Genomic DNA, 19,463 nt, shown 5'->3' on the forward strand with positions numbered 1-19,463 from the left:
CAGCACAGCGTGACGCGCATCGGGCAGATATCGCCGCCGGCCTCGCGCTTCGGGTCGTACAGCCAGTGGGTGCGCGAGGTGATCCGCTCGGTGAAGCGGGACCGGAACCTGCTGGTGGCGCTGTTCGAAAGCTCGGTGCCGGAGCCAGTGGAGCTGCTGCGCGAGCTGGTTTCCGGTGCATTTTCGCAGGGTGTCAGCTCGCGCTATGTGAGTGCCTTTGCCGATGGCAATCCCTTCGTGCTGGCGGCGCTGTCGCAGCGGCTGGGGGTGCCCGAGGATCATCTGCTGTGCACCACCGGGGCGACCGGGGCGCTGTCGCTCATCTATCGCTCGCTGCTGGTGCCGGGGCATCGGATTCTGGTGGAAACGCCGAGCTTCGACCTGTTTCACACCATTGCCGCGTCGCTGGATCACGGGGTCGATCATTTCGAGCGGCGGGGGCCGGGCTTTGCCATCGATCCCGAGGATATCCGCCGGGCGCTGACTCCGGCGACGCGGATCATCCTGCTGTCGAACCTGCACAATCCTTCGGGTGCGGCGCTGGATCGGGAGACACTGGCGGCTATCGGCACCGTTGCCGAGGCGCATGGGGCGGTGGTGATCGTCGACGAGGTCTATGCCGACTATGCGGGGGCGGATTTCGTGGCCGCGACAACGGATATTTCGCCGAACTTCATTCGTATCGGCAGCCTGACCAAGGGGTGGGGGCTGAGCACGCTGCGCTGTGGCTGGATCGTTGCCGAGCCGGGGCTGCTGGCGCAGATGCGGGCGCTGAACCAGGAAGTGGAGTTCGGCGTTTCCAAGCTGGCGCATGCGATGGCGGCGCTGGTGCTGGAGGATGCGCCGCGCTTTGACGGCTGGCGCGACGGCATCATGCGCGATGCGCGGCCGATCATGGAGGCCTATCACGCCCACTGGCTGGCCGAGGGGCTGGTGACGGGCGAGCTGCCCACCCACGGCTGCACCACCTTTGCGCGGCTGACGGGCATCCGCCACAGCGAGCATTTTTCCGAATGGCTGGCCGACCGTTGCGGCGTGGTGGTGGCGCCGGGCGAATATTTCGGCGCGCCGGGGCATTTGCGGATCGGCTTTGCTGCACCCCGCGCCGAGCTGGACTATGGGTTGCAGGCGCTGACGGACGGGCTGAAGCGCTATCGGGAGATTTTCCCGGCGAAGGTGGAAGCGGCGGAATGAAGCTGCTGATGTGTTGGGCCTTGCTGCTCGCGGCGCTTCCGGCGGACGCAGCGCCCCGCTTTGAGGCGAAGCTGCCGGGCGGGATTGCCATGCAGGTGGCCGAGTTTCCGGTTTCCAGTGGTGCTGCGGCAGATGCCAGCGTCGGGGCGATTTCCTATCTGCGGCCCGGCAAGGATCGGCCCGTGCTGTTCGCCTTCAACGGCGGGCCGGGCGCTTCGTCTGCTTTCCTGCACATGGGGCTGCTGGGGCCGGAGCGGGCGGCGGTGCCGCAGGATCCGAAGGCGGTGCTGCCGGCGAAGGCGCCGCTTGTCGCCAATGCCGAGAGCCTGCTGGACGTGGCGGATATCGTGCTGCTGGACCCGCCGGGAACCGGCTTTTCCGAGCTGAAGCCGGGGACGGCGCCGGATTTCTATCGCAGCGTTTCGGGCGATGCCGATGCGGTTTCGCAAGGCGCGCTGGCGTGGCTGGCGGCGCATGGGCGTATGGGATCGCCGGTGTATATCCTGGGCGAAAGCTATGGAACGATCCGGGCGACGGCGATGGTGGAGGCGCTGAAGAAGCGCGACCCGGCGCTGAAGCTGCGCGGCGTGCTGCTGCTGGGGCAGGCGCTGAACATGATCGAGACGTCGCAGCGGCCGGGCAATGTGGTGACCTGGCCGGTGAACCTGCCGACCCTGGCGGCCGTTTCCTGCTGGCATCGCGGTTGCGACCCGGAAAAGGCAGCGGAAGCGGCGAGCGCGTTCGGGCCGGCCTATCTGGGAGGGCTGTATCGCGGGCGGGAGCTGGATGCGACCGAGCGCGCGAGGCTGGCCGGGCAGCTGGCGGCGCTGACAGGGCTTCCGGCGGACGGCTGGGAAGCGCGCGGGCTGAAGCTGTCGAAGGAACAGTATCGGCTGGAGTTGCTGCACGGGGAAGGCCGGGTGCTGGCGCGCTATGATGCGCGCTATACCGGCACCGATCCGAAGGGCGATGCCTTCACGCCGGTTTCGAACCTGTTTGGGGCGGCGCTTACCGAGCGTTTCGCAAAACTGGGTGTGCCGGGCGACTATAAGGTGCTGGCGCGCACCGAGGGCGGCTGGGCCTATGGCGGGGCGGATTCGCCCTTCGCCGACTGGCCCTTCATGCAGGTGATCGAGCGGGCGATGGCGGCCGATCCGCAGTTTCGCCTGTTCATCGGCACCGGGTTGTATGATCTGACGACGACCGTTGGGGCGGCCGATTATCTGGTGGCGCAGACGCGGGCGGACCCGGCGCGGATCGTCAACCGCCGCTATAAGGCCGGGCATATGACCTATTCCGACGATGTCGCGCGCCAGACGCTCTCTGCCGACATTCGCGCCTTCCTGCAGGCGGGCGCGAAGTGAGCGACGCCGAGCTTCGCCGCAATATCGACCTGTGGGGCGTGGTGGCGCTGGGCCTTGGCACGGCGGTCGGCGTCTCGATCTTCTCGGTGATTGCGCCGGCCTCCGGCCTTGCCGGGCCGGGGATGCTGGTTTCGGTGCTGGTGGCGGCGCTGCCGATGTATCTGATTGCGGTCAGCTATGCCTATCTGGGGTCGGCGGTGCCGGTTTCGGGGGCTTCCTTTGCCTGGCCGGCGCGTTTCCTGCATCCGGCGGTGGGCTTCTTCATCGCCTGGGCGCGGATCATCGCCAACATGGGGGCGATGGTGGTGCTGGCGCTGGTGCTGGTGCGCTATGGCTCGATGCTGGTGCCGCTGCCGGTGAAGCCGACGATGTTCGCGGTGCTGGTGCTGGCGCTGGCGGCCAACTGGTTCGGAATCCACATCGCCGCGCGGGTGCAGAAATGGCTGCTGGGCGCGGTGCTGCTGCTGTTTGCGGTCTATGTCGTCTGGGGCGGGGCGAGCAGCTTTGAGCTGGCGCGGCTGCAGCCGATGTTTCCGAATGGCGCGCACGGCGTGGTCATTGCCGCGCCGCTGCTGATGGGGCTGTTCTTCGGCATCGAGGCGGCGACCGAGGCGGGCGCGGAAGTGCGCGACAGCCAGCGCAACATTCCGCTGGGGATCGCGCTGTCGATCGGCTCGGCGACGCTGCTCTATCTGGCGGTCGGGTTTGTCTCTCTGGGGTTGCTGGGAGCCGAGGCGCTGGCCGCCAGCGAGGCGCCGATTCTGGATGCCGCGCGGGTGTTCATGGGGCCGCTCGCCGTGCCGGTGATTGCGCTTGCCGCCGTGCTTTCCATCGGCAAGTCGCTGAACGCCATCTTCGCCATGTTCAGCCGCAGCCTGTTTGCGATGGGCGAGGCGGGCGCGCTTCCCGTGGCGCTGGCGCGCGTGCATCCGCGCTGGCACACGCCGCATGTGGCGCTGCTGGCGGTGTTCGGCATCGGCTGTGTCGGGCTGCTGCTGCCGATGGAGCTGACCTTCCTGTTCCTGGCGGTGAACATTCCGAACCTGTTGAAATATGCGAGCATCTGCCTGTCGGCGGCGAAGGTGGCGCGCGATCATCCGGAGCTGGACGCGCAGGCCGCGTTCCGCCCGCGGCGGATGCAGGCGATTGCCTATGCGGGGGTTGTCTGCGCGCTGGCGCTGCTGTTCGTTGGCGTCGAGGCGGACTGGCGGCCCTATGCGCTGCTGGGCGGCTGGCTGGTCGTCGGCCTTGTCTATTGGCTGTTGAAGCGCCGGTTCAGCGCCCCTCGATAAGCGGTGGCTCGGCGAAGGGCCGGATGCCGACGGCCTTGTGGATGTCCGCCGGGAACCAGATCGTTCCGCCCTTCACCACCATCGAGATGGCGTGCAGCTGCTTCAGATCGGTGAGCGGGTTGCCCGGCAGCAGCAGGAAATCGGCATAGGCGCCGCGCGCGATGTGCCCCAGAAGCTGGTCGCGGCCCATATATTGCTCTGGCGCCAGCGTGCCGAGACGCAGCACCTCGGCGTTCGGGATTCCGGCCTCGCCATAGATCTGCAGCTCGCGGTGCACCGAAATTCCGGTGCCGTCGTCGGTGCCGGGCAAAAGCCGGATGCCGCGATCGTGCATCAGCTTCAGCAGTTCCTTCACCCTGGCAAAGGCGGCGTCATATTCGGCTGCGTCGGTGGCGTTGGCGATGGGGGCGATTGCCTGACGGCGGCGGCGCTGCATGCCGATGGGCAGGTGATCGACATAGGCCGCGACCGCCGGGCTGGGGGTGCCGTTGCGGCTGAGCATCAGCAGCTCCAGCGTCACCGCGGTCGGATCATGGGCGATCTTCTTCGCCACCATCGTGTCCAGCGTATGCGTGACCTGCGGCGCCGACAGGCTGAGCGCCCCCATCCGGCGCATGGCCGTCAGCCTCAGCGGGGTGCGGGTGTCTTCGCCGGGCTTCAGCACCCAGCCCAGCATCAGCTGGTTGATGTGGGTGATTTCGTCATAGCCGGCGGCGATCATGTGGTCGGCATCGGTGAAGGCGGGGATGTGGCCCGTCACGGTCATGCCCAACCGGTGCGCCTCGCGGGCGATTGCCGGCACCCAATCCGGGTTCATGCTGTTGTAGATCTTCACCTGCCAATAATCGCGCGCGGCATACCAGCGGACGGCGTCGACGGCTTCGGCCTCGGAGGCGGCGATGATGCCGTTGCGGGCGGAATAGTCGCTGCGGCCCTCCAGGAAGCCGTTGGGGACAATGCGCGGCCCTGCCAGGCGGCCGGAGTCGATGTCGGCGATGAGGCCGGGCAGCACGCCATTGTCGTTGCCCATGTCGCGCACCGAGGTGACGCCGGCGGCGATGTAGAGCAGCGCCGATTCCCGGGTGACGTGCGCGTGCATGTCGTGCAGGCCCGGGAGGATGGTGCCGCCCTTGCCGTCGATGCTGGCTTCGCCGGGGGAGGCGGGGGTGTCGAGCGGCTGGATTCCGGAAATGCGGTCGCCGGCGACGACCAGGGAGACGGGATCGCCGAGCTTGCCTGTGGCGGGATCGAAGATGCGGACGTTGCGGATGCGCAGCGGCTTGCCGAGGCGGATGGCGAGCTTTTGCTGCAGGGTGGCGTAGCGTTCGGCGGTGAGACGGGTGGCGAGCGCGCTGAGTTCGGGGAGGGCGGCTTCATGGCCTTCGCGCACGGTGGCGCCGCCGCTGTCGAAACTGGCGAACAGTTCGCCCTTGCTGTCGAGCAGGATGAGTTCGGGGGTGAGGTCGATGCCGGAGAGGGCGAAGGCGCGGTAGGCGACGCCCCCCACCTTCGCGTCGCCGAGTGGTTGCAGCGCCAGCGTGCCGCCCGGTAGCGCCGGCATCGAGGCATCGGCATCCTTCAGCAGCGCGCGGGCGTAGAGGCCGAGCGCCCAGGGGCTGCCGTTCTGCGCGACATAGAGGGCGGGGCCGGCGACCGGGGCTTCGCCCGGGCCCATGGAATCGGTCCAGCGGGCGGTGCTGCCGTCGGTGGAGAAGCGCTCGTCCACGATGCCGCCGAAGGTGGTGGTGCCCTTCAGCAGCCAGCTGGTCGGCAGGCCGTTCTTCCCCAGCTCGATCTGTTCGGCGATGGTGGGGCCACGGCCGTTGTTCTTCACGTCATAGCGGATGCTGATCTTGCGGCCCTGCACATCGGCTTCGGCAAAGCCGACCTTTTCGCCGCCGGCCAGCACCGTCCAGCGGCGGGTTTCGGCGTCAGCGCGGGCAGCAGCGACCAGCGAGATGGCGGCGAGGAAGATCGCTAAAGGGCGCATCAGGCGGCGAGGCTCCGATAGAGGAGGGAGGCGGCGGCCAGGTCCTGCACGGCGTGGCCCAGCGATTTGTAGATGGTGATGTCGGTGTCGGCGGTGCGGGCGGGGATGCGGCCCAGCAGCACCTCGCCGATTTCGCCGGCGATGTGGCTGTCGTCGATCAGGCCGGCCTCCCTTGCGGCGAGGAATTCGGCGGCGGCGGCGAGTGCGGAGGCGCGGCTTTCGACGAAATAGCGGCCGCTTGCGACGAGGGCGTTGTCGACCTCCACCGGCCCCGGGGCGCTGGAGCCGACGAGGTTGATGTGGGTGCCGGGCTGCAGCCATTCGCCGAGCACGACCGGGGTGGCGGAGCCGGTGACGGTGCAGATGACGTCGGCCACGGCGCAGGCCGCACGCAGATCGGGGACGGCTTCGGCGCTGAATTCGGCGGCGAGGGCTGCGGCCTTTGCGGTGTCGCGGCCCCAGACCAGCGTGCGGCGGAAATCGCGGACGTGGGGCAGCGCCTGCAGGTGGGTGCGCGCCTGCCCGCCGGTGCCGACGATCAGCAGGGTTTCGGCGTCGGGGCGTGCCAGCGCGCCGGTTGCCATCGCAGTGGCGGCCGCGGTGCGGATGTGGGTGACTTCCTCGGCGTCGACCACCGCGACGGGGCGGCCTTCGGTCGGTTCGAACATGACCACGAGCCCGCGATGGCGCCGCCGGCCTGGGCTGCCGGGATCGGCGAAGACGCTGATCAGCTTGGCGCCGAACATGCCGTCGTCGGCGAGCGAGCCGGGCATTTGCGCGAAGGTGCGGCCTTCGCCCATATGGATCATCGTGCGCAGCAGCTGCCGGGTGGTACCGGCGGACAGCGCGGCCATCGCTTCGCGCATGGCGGCGATGCAGCCGGGATAGTCCAGCCGTTCGCGCACCATTTCGGCGTCGATCACCAGCAGGTCGTTTCGCTTCATGGGCGCTCCTCCGCCGGGCAATATAGCCGCTTGCGCGGCCCGCGCTTGTCGCATTTCCGTCATCGGGCTAGGGATCGCGGCACATTCATGCACAAAAAGTGGAAACGGAGCATAAGCATGGCGGCCCCGCTCGATCGGCTCGACTACAAGATTCTGGACCGGCTGCAGATCGATGCGTCGGAATCGTCGAGCGAGATCGCCGACCGCGTCGGCCTTTCGCAGTCGCCCTGCTGGCGGCGGATGCAGCGGCTGAAGGACGAGGGCTATGTGAAGGCCGAAGTCGCCGTGCTGGACCGGGAAAAGCTGGGCGAGAGCATGTATATATTTGCGCAGCTGAAGATCGGCCGGCTGTCCGACGAGGAGCGGGACCGCTTTACCCGCGCTGTCGAGGGTATTCCGGAGATCACCGAGGCCTATACGATCTTTGGCGAGATGGACGTGATGCTGAAGGTGCTGGCGCCAAACATGGACTGGTACCAGAACTTCACCTTCCGCACGCTGCTGCGGCTGCCGGGCGTGCAGGATGTGCGCTCTACCGCGACGCTTTCCGAGATCAAGTGCACGCACCGGCTGCCGCTGCCGACGCCCTGATCGGCGAATAGGCTATGCACGGCGGCGTGGCGCAGCGTGCAATCCGCCCGCCGCCATGCGCCCTTGTTGCGCTAGGCTGCGGCAAAGGGAGACAGGCATGCGGATCTGGCTGGCGGGACTTGCGGCACTGACATTTGGCGGGGCAGTTGCGGCTGCGCCGGCGCTGGAAATCCGCATCGCACCCGCTGCGGCAGACACGCAGGGGCATGTGCCCTGGCTGGATGTGTCGGTGCGGGCGGAAGGGATTTCGGCGAAGGCCGGCGCGCATTTCCTGCGGCTGCCGGTGACAGCGAACACCGTGCCCACCAGCGCAGACGACATCGGGGCGGTGATCATCTCGGACGCTGCAGGTGCGGTCGCCGCCACCACCCGCGACGCGCAGGAAGACGACAGCAACCGCACCCGGCAGTGGCTGGCGCCGCGCGATCTGCAGGGTGCGGTGACGGTCCGCTATCGTGTGCCGATCGAAGCTGCGAAGCCGCTGCTGAACCTGCCGCAATATGAGCTACGCACCGGCGACGGCGCCTTTTCGGGTGCGGGCAATGCCTTCCTGATCCTGCCCGACGACAAGGTGGAGCGGACGACGACGGTGCGCTGGGACCTTTCGGCGATGGCGCCGGGTTCGGTGGGCGTTTCCAGTCTTGGCGTGGGTGACGCGACCTCGCACCGGCCCTTTCCCAGCGAACGGATCGCGGCGACCTATTATGCGGCGGGCAAGGTCGGGGTGTTTCGGGGCGAGGAGGGTTTCTTCGCGGCCTTCACCGGGCAGCCGCCGTTCGACACCGACGCCGTGCTGCGCTGGGCGGGCAAGCTGCACGGTTTCTATGGCCAGTTCTTCCGGGAAATGCCGCCAAGCTTCGGCGTGTTCGGGCGGCCCAACCCGCAGAACCCCGGGAGCGGGATCGGCCTGACCGACAGCTTCGCCTTTACCTTCGGGCCGAAATCGACGCCTGAGGAGCTGAAGGGGCTGCTCGCGCACGAGATGCTGCACGCCTGGGTGAATTCGCTGGACGGGTCGATGGACCAGGCCGGCGGGCTGAGCCGGAGCTGGTTTGGCGAGGGGCTGGCGGTGAATTACCAGCGGATGCTGCCATGGAGAGCCGGGCTGATCGACGATGCGGCATTCCTGGCCGACCTGAACGAGACGGCGGGGCGCTATTACACCAACCTGATGATCGGCGTGCCGAACAGCGATATTCCGGCCGGCTTCTGGCGCGATACGCGGGTGCGGGTGCTGCCCTATGATCGCGGCTCGCTCTATTTCGCGGCGCTCGATGCGAAGGTGCGCAAGGCATCCGGCGGCAAGCGTTCGCTGGACGACATGGTGCGCGCGATGCTGGCGGCGCGGCGCGACGGCAGGCCGATGAACGAGGAGCTGTGGCGGAGCCTGCTGCGCGCCGAGTTGGGCGAGGCGGGCGTCGCCGATCTGGATGCGATGCTGGCGGGTGGCGTGGTACTGCCGCCTTCCGATGCCTTTGGCCCCTGTTTCGAGCGGGTGGAGAAGCCCCTTCGCAGATTTGATCTGGGCTTCGATCCGGCCAGCCTGCTGTCGCGTCCGCGCGTGGTGAAGGGTGTGAAGCCGGGATCTGAAGCGGAAAGGGCCGGGCTGAAGGATGGCGACATCCTCACAACCGGTTTTTCGCAGGACGGGCTGCAGGGCGACCAGCAGGCGTATCTGACGCTGGCTGTGGAGCGAGACGGCAAGCCGATGCAGATCCGCTATCAGCCGCGTGGCGAGACGGTGCCGGCCTGGCAGTGGCAGGCGAAACCGGGCTGTGTGACGAAGCTCCGCTAGCGCGGCGGCTTGCGTTCCTCTAGCGAGGGCGAATGGGTACAGGGGCAAGCGCGACGCAGCGCATCATGGCGTCCATCGAGCCGGTCAGGCAATGGATGGACGGGCCTTCGGGCAAGCGGGCGCAGCGCTTTTTCAGCGGCTCGCTGTCGATCCTGATCCTGTGGCTGCTGGCCAGTTCCATCGCCGAAATCGGCTGGCGGCAGGTGCTGGCGGCGTTGCCGGCCAACCCCTTGTTCTGGCTGTGCTTTGCCGGCGCCTATTTCATCCTGCCGTTGACGGACTGGTTCATCTATCGCCGCTGGTGGAAGCTGGGCTGGCGCGACATCGGCGTGTTCCTGAAGATGCGGGTGATGAACGAGGCGCTGGTCAGCTATTCCGGCCACACCTATTTGCTGATCTGGGCCGCCGAGCGGATGGGGATCGCGTTCGATCCGAAGGCGCCGCCCCCGCGAATCCTGGGCCGGGGTGACGGCCAGGGGGTCGATCCCGCCACCAGCCCGTTTGCGGCGGTGAAGGACATGGCGATCACCTCCGGGCTGGCGGGCAATCTGGGCACGCTGATCATGCTGCTGCTGGCGCTGGGGCTGGGCGGCAACGCCGTGGTGGGCGAGGCGTTCGACCGACGGACGCTGGACATATTGATCTGGAGCTTTGGCGCCATGATCCTGCTGAATATCGGCATCGTCGCCTTTCGCGGACGGGTGATGAGCCTGCCGGTGAAGGAGAATATGTTTGCCTTCCGCTGGCATTTGTTCCGGCTGCTGCTGGGGCACGCGTTGCTCGTACTCAGCTGGGTGGTGGCGCTGCCGATGATTCCGTTCGGCTCGTGGTTCCAGCTCGGCGCGCTGCGGCAGGTGGTGGCGCGGATGCCGCTGCCCAACAAGGAGCTGCTGTTTGCGGCCATCGCCGTCAGCATTGCCGGGGAAGCCTCGGTGGAGGTGGCGGCGCTGATGGCGGCGCAGGGGGCGCTGCACCTGGTGTTCCACGGCATTTCCTGGGCGATGGCGCTGGCCATCGAGAAGCGGCCCGTCTCCTGAAACCACTTGCCTCCTGCTACAAATGTGGCATGCTACGTTTGTAGCAGTGGAGGGGTTATGGTGCCGGTTCTTCCGCGCCGCGAGCGCGAGATTTTCGAGATCCTGTGCGGGCTGGAAGCCGCGACCGCGGCAGACGTGCGCGAGCGGATGGCCGATGCGCCCAGCTATTCTGCCGTCCGCACGATGCTGGCGCGGCTGGAGGCGAAGGGCCTGATCCGGCACGAGGAAGAAGCGCAGACCTATGTCTACAGGGTCGTGCCGCAGGGGCAGGAGGTGCGGAATTCCGCGCTCAGGCAGATGGTTCGGACCTTCTTCGATGGCTCGGCCATAGGCGCGGCGACGGCGCTGCTGGGCCTGGCGCGCAACCTGCCCGCCGACGAGCTGGAGCAGCTGCAGAAGGTGATCGACCGGGCCAGGGCGGACGGCGCAGGTTCGGATGCAGCGCCGGCGGGAGAGCGGGGATGAACATCGCCTTCCTTCTGGAAATGGGCTGGAAATCGGCGCTGATCGCGGTGCTGGGGCTGGTGCTACTGGCGCTTCTGCGCGGGCGTTCGGCGAGAGACCGGGCGACGTTCCTGCGCGTGGCGGTGCTGATGCTGCTGACCCTGCCGTTGATGGCAGCCCTGGGGCCGAAGATTCCCGTCGAACACCCGCCGCTGATGCCGGCAGCCGAACTGGCGGCTGCGCCGGGCCAGACGGCTTTCGCTTCGCGGCATGGGGCCCCGGCCCTGACCTCTGCCGGTCTCGCCGCGCCTGCGTTCGACATCGGCTGGCCGGCGATGCTGTTCGCGCTCTATCTGGCCGGGGTTGCAGCGGTGCTGGCGCGGCTGGGCCTTGGGCTGCTGACGCTGCGCGAATGGACCCGCCGATCCCGCCCGCTGCGCGAGTTCAACTGGCGCATCGCCTTTGACCGGGCGCTGTTGCATGCCGGGTTCCGGGTGCCCGTGGGCAGCGCCGATCCGGTGCGGCTGCTTGTCTCGCACGATAGCCCGTCGCCGCTGGCGTGGGGCCTGCGCAAGCCGGCGATCCTGATCGACACCGCCAGTGCGGCGCGGCCGCAGGATGCCGAGGCGATCCTGGCGCACGAACTGGCGCATGTCGCCCGGCACGACTGGCTGCACCTGATGCTGGCGCGGGTGGCGGTGGCGCTGTTCTGGTTCAATCCGCTGGTGTGGCTGCTGGAGCGGCGGCTGGTGCAGGCGGCCGAGGAGGCCGCCGACATGCATGCGGTGGAGCGGCTGGACCCCGCCGGCTATGCGCAGGTGCTGCTGGCCTGCATCGCCGCGCCGCTGGCGCGGGCACTGCCCGCGACCGCGATAGCCAGCGATTCGGGACTGGGACGGCGGGTGACGGCCGTTCTGGATGCCGCCGAACGCGGCCGGGGCTCCGGCTCCATCTGGACCGCTCTGGGGATCGGTGCCTGCGTTGCGGCAGCCGCCCCGATTGCCGCGGTGGAACTGATGCCGGCCACACCGAAGCTGGCGGCCCCCGTCGTCGCCGAAACGCCGGTGGCGATGCCTGTGCAGGTTGCGCCTGCGGCGCAGGCTGCGCCCGCGTCCCTTGCGACGGAGGCGGATGCGGCCAGCGCGGCGTCTGAACCCGAACTTGCCGAGGTGGCCCGGCTTCTGGAGGAATCCCCCGCGCCGCCGGTCGCGGGTGCGCCGCCGGCGCCGTCCGAGCCGCTTGCCGCGCCCATGCCGCCTGTCCGGGCTCACCCGGCACCGCCGATGCCGCCGTCTGCACCTGCTGCGCCGGTCGTGGCGGTGGCGCCGATGGTTTCGGTGACGGTCAGCCCGCCGGCACCACCCCTGCCGCCGGAGCCCTATTTCGATCCGGATGCGCTGGCGGAAATGCGTTCGATGGGCATTTCCCCCGGCTGGATGGTCGAGATGGCGCGGGCGATGGGGCGGTCGCGGATCAGCGTCGACGATGCAATGGAGCTGAAATCGATGGGTATCAGCCCGTCGCGCGTGCGGGACTATGCGGCGGCCGGCTATCCGCGCATCAAGGTCGACGATCTGGTGGAGCTGGCGGCGATGGGGATTTCGCCCGGCTATGTGCGGGAAATGGTGGCGGCCGGGTTCGCCGGGCTGAAGTCGGACGATCTGGCCGAGCTGCGCTCGATGGGTGTCTCGCCGACCTTTGCCCGGCGGATGCGCGAGGAGCGCGGCGTTACCTCGATCGACGAACTGGTGGAGCTTCGGTTGAACGGCGGCCGCTGAGGCAGGGACGGAAGCCCCCGGCGGTGCCGGGGGCTTCGCCGTTTCAGTCGAGGCCCAGGTTCATGACCTTCGACCAGACGTTGCCGAAGGCTTGTGCGAACGCCGCTGACGAATCGTCCGTGGCATAGGCTTCGGCCAGCGCCCTCAGCTGCGAGTGGGAGCCGAAGATCAGGTCGACGCGCGAGGCCGTCCATTTTTCCGCGCCGGTCTTGCGTTCGGTGCCAACGAACGTGCCGTCGCCCGCGGCCTTCCAGGTGAGGGTGAAGCTGGTGCTGAGCAGGTTGCGGAAGAAGTCGTTGCTGAGCACACCCGGGCGGTCGGTGAAGACTCCCAGCTTAGAGCCGCCATGGTTTGCCCCCAGCACGCGGAGGCCGCCCAGCAGCACCGTCATTTCCGGCGCCGACAGCGTCAGCAGATTGGCCCGGTTCACCATCAGCTCTTCGTGCGAATAGGGCGATTGCGCGCCGACGAAGTTGCGGAAGGCGTCGATCTTCGGCTCCAGCGGCTCGAAGCTGTGGGCGTCGGTCATGGCGTCGGTCGCATCGGTGCGGCCGCCCCGGAACGACAGCGACAGGCTGTGCCCGGCCTTTTTCGCCGCATCTTCCACCGCCGCGTTCCCGGCGATGACGATGAGGTCGGCGATGGAGACCGGCTTGCCGAAGGCGGAGCGGATCGATTCCAGCTTTGCCAGCGTTGCTGCCAGCTCGGCAGGCTCGTTCACCTCCCAGTCCTTCTGCGGGGCCAGGCGAACGCGGGCGCCGTTCGAGCCGCCGCGCTTGTCGGAGCCGCGATAGGTGGAGGCGGACGCCCAGGCGGCCTTTACCAGCTGCGCCGTCGAGAGACCGGAGGCGAGCACCTGCTGCTTCAGGGCGACGACATCGGCATCGGCGAGCGGCGGGTTGCTCGCCGGCGGCACGGGATCCTGCCAGATGCGCGGCTCGGCCGGCACTTCGGGCCCGAGCAGGCGGGTGATCGGCCCCATGTCGCGGTGCGTCAGCTTGTACCAGGCCTCGGCAAAGGCATGGGCGAAGGCGTCCGGGTTCTGGTGGAAGTGGCGGGAGATCTTCTCATAGGCCGGGTCCATCCTGAGCGACAGGTCGGTCGTCAGCATGGTCGGCACATGCTTCTTTGTCGGATCGAAGGCGTCGGGGATGTCTGCGACTGCGCCCTTTGCAACCCATTGCTGGGCGCCGGCCGGGCTGCGGGTCAGCTCATAGTCGTGGTTGAACAGATTGTTGAAGAAGTGGTTGCTCCACTGCGTCGGCGTCTGCGTCCAGATCACTTCCAGGCCGCTGGTGATGGCGTCGGGGCCGCTGCCCTTGCCATAGCTGTTGGCCCAGCCCAGCGCCTGCGATTCGATCCCGGCGCCTTCCGGCTCGGGGCCGACATACTGCCCGGGGTCGGCAGCGCCGTGCGTCTTGCCGAAGGTGTGGCCGCCGGCGATCAGCGCCACGGTTTCCTCGTCGTTCATCGCCATGCGGGCGAACGTCTCGCGGATGTCGTGGGCGGCCTTCACCGGGTCGGGGTTACCATCCGGCCCTTCGGGGTTCACATAGATGAGGCCCATCTGCACGGCGGCAAAGGGATTGGCGAGGTCCCGCTCGCCGGAATAGCGGCCGCCCGGCTTTTCGCTGGTCTGCAGCCATTCGCGTTCCGGGCCCCAGTCGGTTTCGACTTCCGGTTCCCACACGTCGACGCGGCCGCCGCCGAAGCCGGCGGTCTTGAAACCCATGGATTCCAGCGCGCAGTTGCCGGCGAGGATCAGGAGGTCGGCCCAGCTCAGCTTGCGGCCATATTTCTGCTTTATCGGCCACAGCAGCATGCGTGCCTTGTCGAGGTTGGCGTTATCCGGCCAGCTGTTCAGCGGGGCAAAGCGCTGCTGGCCGCTGCCGGCGCCGCCACGACCGTCGCCGATGCGATAGGTGCCGGCGGCATACCAGGCCATGCGCACGAAGAGGCCGCCATAATGGCCGAAATCGGCCGGCCACCAATCCTGCGAATCGGTCATCAGCGCATAGAGGTCGGCCTTGACGGCTGCCAGATCGAGCGACTTGAACTCGGCGGCATAGTCGAAATCCTTGTCCATCGGATCGCCGGCGGGGTGGTGCCGGTGGAGGACGGAAAGATCGAGATAGTTTGGCCACCATAGCCGGTTCGTCATCTCGAAGAGGACGGCGTTGCCTTCCAGCTTGCCGCCATCCATCGGACATTTGCTCTCTGCGTTCATGATGCGCTCCTTCCCCTCAGACTATGGCCCCTCAGACTATGGCCCCTCGGACTCAGCCCTTGTTGCGGGGCATGATTGCGCGTGCGTGACCGTCTGTCCAATCGTCAGGATTGTTCAGAGTTATTCAGAGGATCGCAGCAATCTGCCCCAGAAGCGGCCGGTCGGCCGGCGGCATGTCCAGCTGGAAGAGGCCATTTACCGGCACCCATTGCATCCGCTGCCCTTCGTGCGGATGCGGCGTGCCGCGCCATTTGCGGATGGCAAAGGCCAGCAGGATCAGATGCACCTTCTCATAGGCGTGCGAGGCAAAGCCGCAGGGTGCAAGGCAGCTGGTGGCGGTTTCGATGCCCAGTTCCTCGCGCAGTTCGCGCACCAGTGCGGTTTCGGGGCTTTCGCCGGGTTCCAGCTTGCCGCCGGGGAATTCCCAGAGGCCGGCCATGTCCTTGCCCTGCGGGCGATCGGTGACGAGGATGTGGCCGCGCGCATCCACCAGCACGGCGCAGGCGACCTTCAGGATCGGCAGGCGGCGATCCGGGACGCCGCCGGGGCAGTCCTCGAACTCAGCCGCTGACTCAGCCAACGACGATCAGCTTCAGCTGCTCGCCGGGTTGCAGCGCGCGGTTCTGGATGCCGTTCAGCGCCAGGAAGCTCTGTTCGCGGTTATAGGGCGGGGCCATGCGCGCGGCGAGGCTGGCGACGGTGTCGCCTGGCTTTACGGTGACGACATCGATTCGGCGGCCGCGCTGGGCGTGGGAGATTTCCTGCGGGCTCAGCCGGCGGAAGGAGGCGATGAACGGGTCGAACTGCTGCCCGCGCCCGGCCGGGGCGATGGTGCGGACGACATAGACGGTGTTGGCGTCCCAGCGGAAGGCGTGCACGCCGACCTCCATCTGGCCCTGATTGCCATAGACCGGCGCGGTGGAGTTGGCAGCTTCCAGCCCGTTGATGCGACGTTCGGAGTAGCTGACCCGCGGCACGCGGTTGTTGGTCACCTGCTGCCAGACGGTGGCGGTGATGTCCTGCAACGACTGGCCCTGCCGTGCCTGCACGCCGGTGAAGATGAAGTTGGAGCCGTCGCGCCCGCGCCCGGCGATGGCCTGGGGGCTGTTCTGCAAGGTGAAGCCGGGCGGCGCGTCGAAGCCGAAGCCGAGGGCGGCGTGGCGGAAGCTGGGGCCGGAGATGATCCCCTGTTCGGGCGCGTCGCCGAAATGCATGCCGTCGAGCGCGGCGAGATAGGCGTTGCGGTTGACGACGCCGGTGCGGCCGGTGGCATCCGCCGCGCGGCTGACCCGCTGCACGCGTTCGGCGGTGACGGGGTGCGTGGAGAAGATGCTGGCGGTGCCGCCGCGCTCGAGGTTCTCCTTGCCCTCCACCGCGTTCACCCGGTCGAGCGCGGAAAGCATGGTGGCGGCTGCGTGCGGATCATAGCCGGCGATCATCGAGTAGCGCATGCCGAGGGTGTCGGCTTCGTTTTCCTGCGACCGCGAGAAGCCGCTGACCCAGGCGCCGGCGCCCATGTTCACCATTTGCGCCACCTGCGAGCCGCCCAGCATGGCGGCGGCGATGGAGGCGAGGCCGCCGATGGCGGCGCGGCTGTTGCGCTTGCCCGAATGGTTGGCGGCGACATGCCCGGCCTCGTGCCCCAGCACCGAGGCAAGCTCTGCCTCGTTGTTGATCATCGCGAGCAGGCCGCGGGTGATGTAGAGATAGCCGCCGGGCGTCGCCATGGCGTTGGGCACCGGCGAATTCAGGACAGTGACCGTCCAGTCCTCGGGCCGGGAGCCGGGGACGGAGGCCATCGCCACCTTCAGTCCCACCTGCCGCACATAGGCGGCGAGCGGACCGTCGACCTTGCCGCCGAACTCCTGGACGATTTCCCTGTAGCCCTCGGCACCCACCTGCTTGTCGCGGGGGGAGAGGCCGGTGAGCTTTGCCTGCGCAACGGCCGGCTGTGAAACGGGGGCCCCGACCAGCAGGGTGGCGGCAGCTGCAAGGCTGCCGGCGGCGAGCAGAACGCGACGCACCGGCGTGCTCAGGCGGCCTGCGCGAAGGCGAGGAACTTCCGGCGACGGTCGGCCTTCAGCTCCTGGGCGGAGAGCGACTTCAGGCTGTCGAGCGCGGCGGCAACGGCATCGCCGAGCTTTGCCATCGCTTCGGCCGGCGCACGGTGGGCGCCGCCGACCGGCTCGGGCACGACGCCGTCGATGACGCCGAGGTCGGCGAGATCCTGTGCGGTGATGCGCATGGCGACTGCGGCTTCCGGCGCCTTCGCCTTGTCGCGCCAGAGGATGGAGGCGCAGCCTTCGGGCGAAATCACGGCATAGACGGAATTTTCCAGCATCAGCACGCGGTTGCCCGCCGCCAGCGCAACGGCGCCGCCGGAGCCGCCCTCGCCGATGATGACCGAGACGACCGGCACTTCAACCTGCAGGCAGGCGGCGGTCGAGCGGGCAATCGCTTCGGCCTGTCCGCGTTCCTCGGCCTCGATTCCGGGGAAGGCGCCGGAGGTATCGACCAGCGTCACGATGGGGAGGCCGAAGCGGTCGGCCATTTCCATCAGCCGGGCGGCCTTGCGATAGCCTTCGGGCTTGGCCATGCCGAAGTTGCGCAGCACGCGGCTTTGCGTGTCGTGGCCCTTTTCCTGTCCGATCAGCATCACCGGCTTGCCGCGGAAACGGGCCGGGCCGCCCAGCAGCGCCGGATCGTCGCCGAACTTGCGATCGCCGGCCAGCGGCTGCCAGTCTTCGAAGAGGGCGTCGGCAATGGCGAGGAAGCGCGGCCGGTCCGGATGGCGGGCGACCTGCATCTTCTGCACCGGGGTCAGCGACCTGTAGATGTCGGCCAGCAGCTTTTCGCGGCGAGCCTGCACCTTCACCATGTCTTTCTTGCGGGCGGGATCGGCTGCCAGCGTGGCGATTTCCGCGTCAAGCACGCCGACCGGCTTTTCAAACTCGAGGATCTGAACCATGCGAACTCCAGTCGGTTACAGCCGGCGATAAATCAAGCGCCACACATCATGCCCCAGCTTGCGCGCCTTCTGGGCAAAACGCGTATCGGGCCAGTCGGCCGGGATATCCTCCCAGTCGGCGGGCGTCTCGGCTGTCCATTCGAACCTTTTGTCATCCTGCAGGGTGAACAGCACATGGCGCATATAGTTCACATGATCTGTCGCAATTCTGAATTCGCCGCCCGGCTTCAGCTTGGCGGCGACCAGCGAAACCGGCCCCTTGTTGACGAACCGCCGCTTCACATGCCGCGCCTTGGGCCAGGGATCGGGATGCAGCAGATAGACGGCGTTCAGGCTGGCGTCGGGCAGGCGCTCCAGCAGGTCGATGGCGTCGCCGCGATGCACGCGGACGTTGGTGAGGCCGCGCTCCTCGATCTCCGCCAGCAGGCCTGCGACGCCGTTCAGGTAGGGTTCGGCGCCGATGAAGCCCCAGTCGCGGTGCAGCGCCCCCTGAAAGGCGAGATGCTCGCCCTTGCCGAAGCCGACCTCGAAGGCGAGCGGGCGGTCGTCGCCGAACAGCGACTGTGCCGAGAGCGGGCCTTCTTCCGGCACGTCGAGAGCCGGTAGCAGGTCGTCGACCAGCCGCTGGGCGTTTGCGCGCAGCGGATGGCCCTGCGCCCTGCCATAGAGGCGGCGGATGGAGACGGGATCGGGGGCTTCGGGCATGGTCATTCCGCGTCGATGATATGGTTTTCGAGGTCTTCGCTGGCGTCCGTTTCGCTGATCACCCAGCCGCGCACCGAAGCGCCGACCTCGTGCACGGCGTTGCGGTCATCTGAAATCAGATAGTGCCAGGGTGGCAGCGGCCGGCGTTCGTCCACCCGGCGATAGGCGCAGCTGGCCGGCAGCCAGTCGAGCTGGGAGACCAGTTCGGGCTTCAGCTGCACGCAATCGGGGACGAATCTCTTGCGGTTTTTATAGTCCGAGCAGCGCGCGGTTTCCCGATCCAGCAGCTTGCAGGCGACGTTGGTGCGATAGATCCGTCCCGTTTCCTCGTCCTCCAGCTTGTGCAGGCAGCATTTGCCGCAGCCGTCGCACAGCGCCTCCCATTCGGCGCGGTTCAGTTCCTTCAGCGTGTACCGCTCCCAGAACTTTTCGCGCAGGGTGTCGGCCTTAGGCAAGGAAGCGCTCCAGCATTTCGGTGATCTGCTGCGGCGTCGCCGTGGCGCCGGCGATGAACTGCACCGGCCGCCCCTGCGGATCCATCAGATAGATGATCGCGAGATGGTCGAACGTGTAGCTGCCGGGGGTGACGCCGGGCACCTTCGAGGCATAGACGCGGAAGCTCTTCAACACGGCGTCGATCTGCGCGCGGGTGCCGGTGAGGCCGAGCAGGCGCGGGTGGAAGGTGTCGGTGAACTCCTTCAGCGCTTCCTTGCTGTCGCGTTCGGGATCGACGGTGACGAAGATCGGCTGCACCAGCGCCGCCTTGTCGGGATGCGCCGCCTCGAATGCCTTCAGCCCTTCGGCGAGCTTGGCGGTGTCGGTCGGGCAGACGTCGGGGCAGAAGGTGAAGCCGAAGTACATCAGCCGCCACTTGCCGGCGAAGCTCTCGTTGGTGACGGTGCGGCCGTCCTCGTCGACCAGCGTGAAGGGGCCGCCGACCGACGAACCCGACAGATTGCCCTGCGGCGCGGGATCCGGCTTCAGGAACCAGAGCGCGACGAGAGCGGCGAGTGCGACTGCCAGCAGGCCAAGGGGAAGCAGCAGGCGGTTTCTCTTCGCAGATGCGGAATCACGGCTATTCATGCGGGCCTCATATCGTCTATCCGAGGGGGATGCGAGTGATGCGACGACTGG

Annotated in this window: 17 protein-coding genes; 8 read left to right on the forward strand and 9 right to left on the reverse strand. The window is 67.8% G+C overall.

Annotated elements, in window-relative coordinates; translation table 11 throughout:
• Nucleotides 1-9 precede the first annotated feature (9 nt).
• Genes IM784_RS05790 through IM784_RS05800 form a run of 3 tightly spaced genes read left to right on the forward strand, consistent with a single transcriptional unit; the run spans nt 10 to nt 3,850 of the window.
• A complete protein-coding gene (locus IM784_RS05790; RefSeq protein WP_328799462.1) occupies nt 10-1,194 on the forward strand; it encodes a pyridoxal phosphate-dependent aminotransferase in 1,185 nt (394 codons plus the stop codon).
• The gene (locus IM784_RS05795; protein ID WP_199554350.1) at nt 1,191-2,558 is read left to right on the forward strand and encodes a S10 family serine carboxypeptidase-like protein; all 1,368 of its coding nucleotides are present in this window, start codon (nt 1,191-1,193) and stop codon (nt 2,556-2,558) included. The genes IM784_RS05790 and IM784_RS05795 overlap by 4 nt, the downstream gene beginning before the upstream one ends.
• Entirely contained in the window at nt 2,555-3,850 is a 1,296-nt protein-coding gene (locus IM784_RS05800; protein ID WP_199554351.1) for an APC family permease, read from the forward strand. Before IM784_RS05795 ends, IM784_RS05800 begins: the two co-directional genes overlap by 4 nt.
• Here IM784_RS05800 and IM784_RS05805 read toward each other — a convergent pair.
• Nucleotides 3,834-5,840 (reverse strand): amidohydrolase family protein, encoded by a 2,007-nt coding sequence (locus tag IM784_RS05805; protein ID WP_199554352.1) that lies wholly within the window; start codon nt 5,838-5,840, stop codon nt 3,834-3,836. The two genes, IM784_RS05800 and IM784_RS05805, sit on opposite strands and share 17 nt — an antisense overlap.
• Nucleotides 5,840-6,784 carry an ornithine cyclodeaminase family protein gene (locus tag IM784_RS05810; protein ID WP_199554353.1) on the reverse strand — a complete coding sequence of 315 codons (945 nt, stop codon included), beginning with the start codon at nt 6,782-6,784 and terminating at the stop codon, nt 5,840-5,842. Before IM784_RS05810 ends, IM784_RS05805 begins: the two co-directional genes overlap by 1 nt.
• Before the next feature lie 117 nt (nt 6,785-6,901).
• Here IM784_RS05810 and IM784_RS05815 point away from each other — a divergent pair, with 117 nt between their 5' ends.
• The 5 genes from IM784_RS05815 to IM784_RS05835 all read left to right on the forward strand — a co-directional run bounded on the left by IM784_RS05815 (nt 6,902) and on the right by IM784_RS05835 (nt 12,429).
• Nucleotides 6,902-7,375, forward strand: a complete 474-nt coding sequence (locus IM784_RS05815) for an Lrp/AsnC family transcriptional regulator (RefSeq protein WP_199554354.1) — start codon at nt 6,902-6,904, stop codon at nt 7,373-7,375.
• 97 nt (nt 7,376-7,472) lie between these two features.
• The gene (locus tag IM784_RS05820; RefSeq protein WP_199554355.1) at nt 7,473-9,170 is read left to right on the forward strand and encodes a M61 metallopeptidase family protein; all 1,698 of its coding nucleotides are present in this window, start codon (nt 7,473-7,475) and stop codon (nt 9,168-9,170) included.
• Nucleotides 9,171-9,202: 32 nt separating this feature from the next.
• The gene (locus IM784_RS05825; protein ID WP_199554356.1) at nt 9,203-10,207 is read left to right on the forward strand and encodes a hypothetical protein; all 1,005 of its coding nucleotides are present in this window, start codon (nt 9,203-9,205) and stop codon (nt 10,205-10,207) included.
• Between the two features lie 57 nt (nt 10,208-10,264).
• On the forward strand, nt 10,265-10,672 hold the full coding sequence (locus IM784_RS05830) for a BlaI/MecI/CopY family transcriptional regulator (RefSeq protein ID WP_199554357.1): 408 nt from the start codon (nt 10,265-10,267) through the stop codon (nt 10,670-10,672).
• Entirely contained in the window at nt 10,669-12,429 is a 1,761-nt protein-coding gene (locus IM784_RS05835) for a M56 family metallopeptidase (RefSeq protein WP_199554358.1), read from the forward strand. Before IM784_RS05830 ends, IM784_RS05835 begins: the two co-directional genes overlap by 4 nt.
• Nucleotides 12,430-12,472: 43 nt before the next feature.
• Here IM784_RS05835 and katG read toward each other — a convergent pair whose 3' ends face one another.
• From katG to IM784_RS05870, 7 genes are all read right to left on the reverse strand, one after another.
• Nucleotides 12,473-14,656 carry a catalase/peroxidase HPI gene (gene katG, locus IM784_RS05840; RefSeq protein ID WP_199554359.1) on the reverse strand — a complete coding sequence of 728 codons (2,184 nt, stop codon included), beginning with the start codon at nt 14,654-14,656 and terminating at the stop codon, nt 12,473-12,475.
• Between the two features lie 124 nt (nt 14,657-14,780).
• Nucleotides 14,781-15,236 (reverse strand): 8-oxo-dGTP diphosphatase MutT, encoded by a 456-nt coding sequence (mutT, locus tag IM784_RS05845; protein WP_235976598.1) that lies wholly within the window; start codon nt 15,234-15,236, stop codon nt 14,781-14,783.
• Entirely contained in the window at nt 15,229-16,680 is a 1,452-nt protein-coding gene (locus tag IM784_RS05850) for a M48 family metalloprotease (protein WP_199554360.1), read from the reverse strand. The genes mutT and IM784_RS05850 overlap by 8 nt, the downstream gene beginning before the upstream one ends.
• Before the next feature lie 8 nt (nt 16,681-16,688).
• Nucleotides 16,689-17,624, reverse strand: coding sequence for an acetyl-CoA carboxylase carboxyltransferase subunit alpha (locus IM784_RS05855; protein WP_199554361.1), 936 nt, complete (start codon nt 17,622-17,624; stop codon nt 16,689-16,691).
• A gap of 15 nt (nt 17,625-17,639) precedes the next feature.
• A complete protein-coding gene (trmB, locus tag IM784_RS05860; protein WP_199554362.1) occupies nt 17,640-18,335 on the reverse strand; it encodes a tRNA (guanosine(46)-N7)-methyltransferase TrmB in 696 nt (231 codons plus the stop codon).
• Entirely contained in the window at nt 18,332-18,784 is a 453-nt protein-coding gene (locus IM784_RS05865) for a YcgN family cysteine cluster protein (RefSeq protein WP_235976599.1), read from the reverse strand. The genes trmB and IM784_RS05865 overlap by 4 nt, the downstream gene beginning before the upstream one ends.
• A complete protein-coding gene (locus IM784_RS05870; RefSeq protein ID WP_199554363.1) occupies nt 18,777-19,412 on the reverse strand; it encodes an SCO family protein in 636 nt (211 codons plus the stop codon). Before IM784_RS05870 ends, IM784_RS05865 begins: the two co-directional genes overlap by 8 nt.
• Between the last annotated feature and the right edge of the window lie 51 nt (nt 19,413-19,463).

Source organism: Sandaracinobacteroides hominis (assembly GCF_016464365.1).
GTDB lineage: Bacteria > Pseudomonadota > Alphaproteobacteria > Sphingomonadales > Sphingomonadaceae > Sandaracinobacteroides > Sandaracinobacteroides hominis.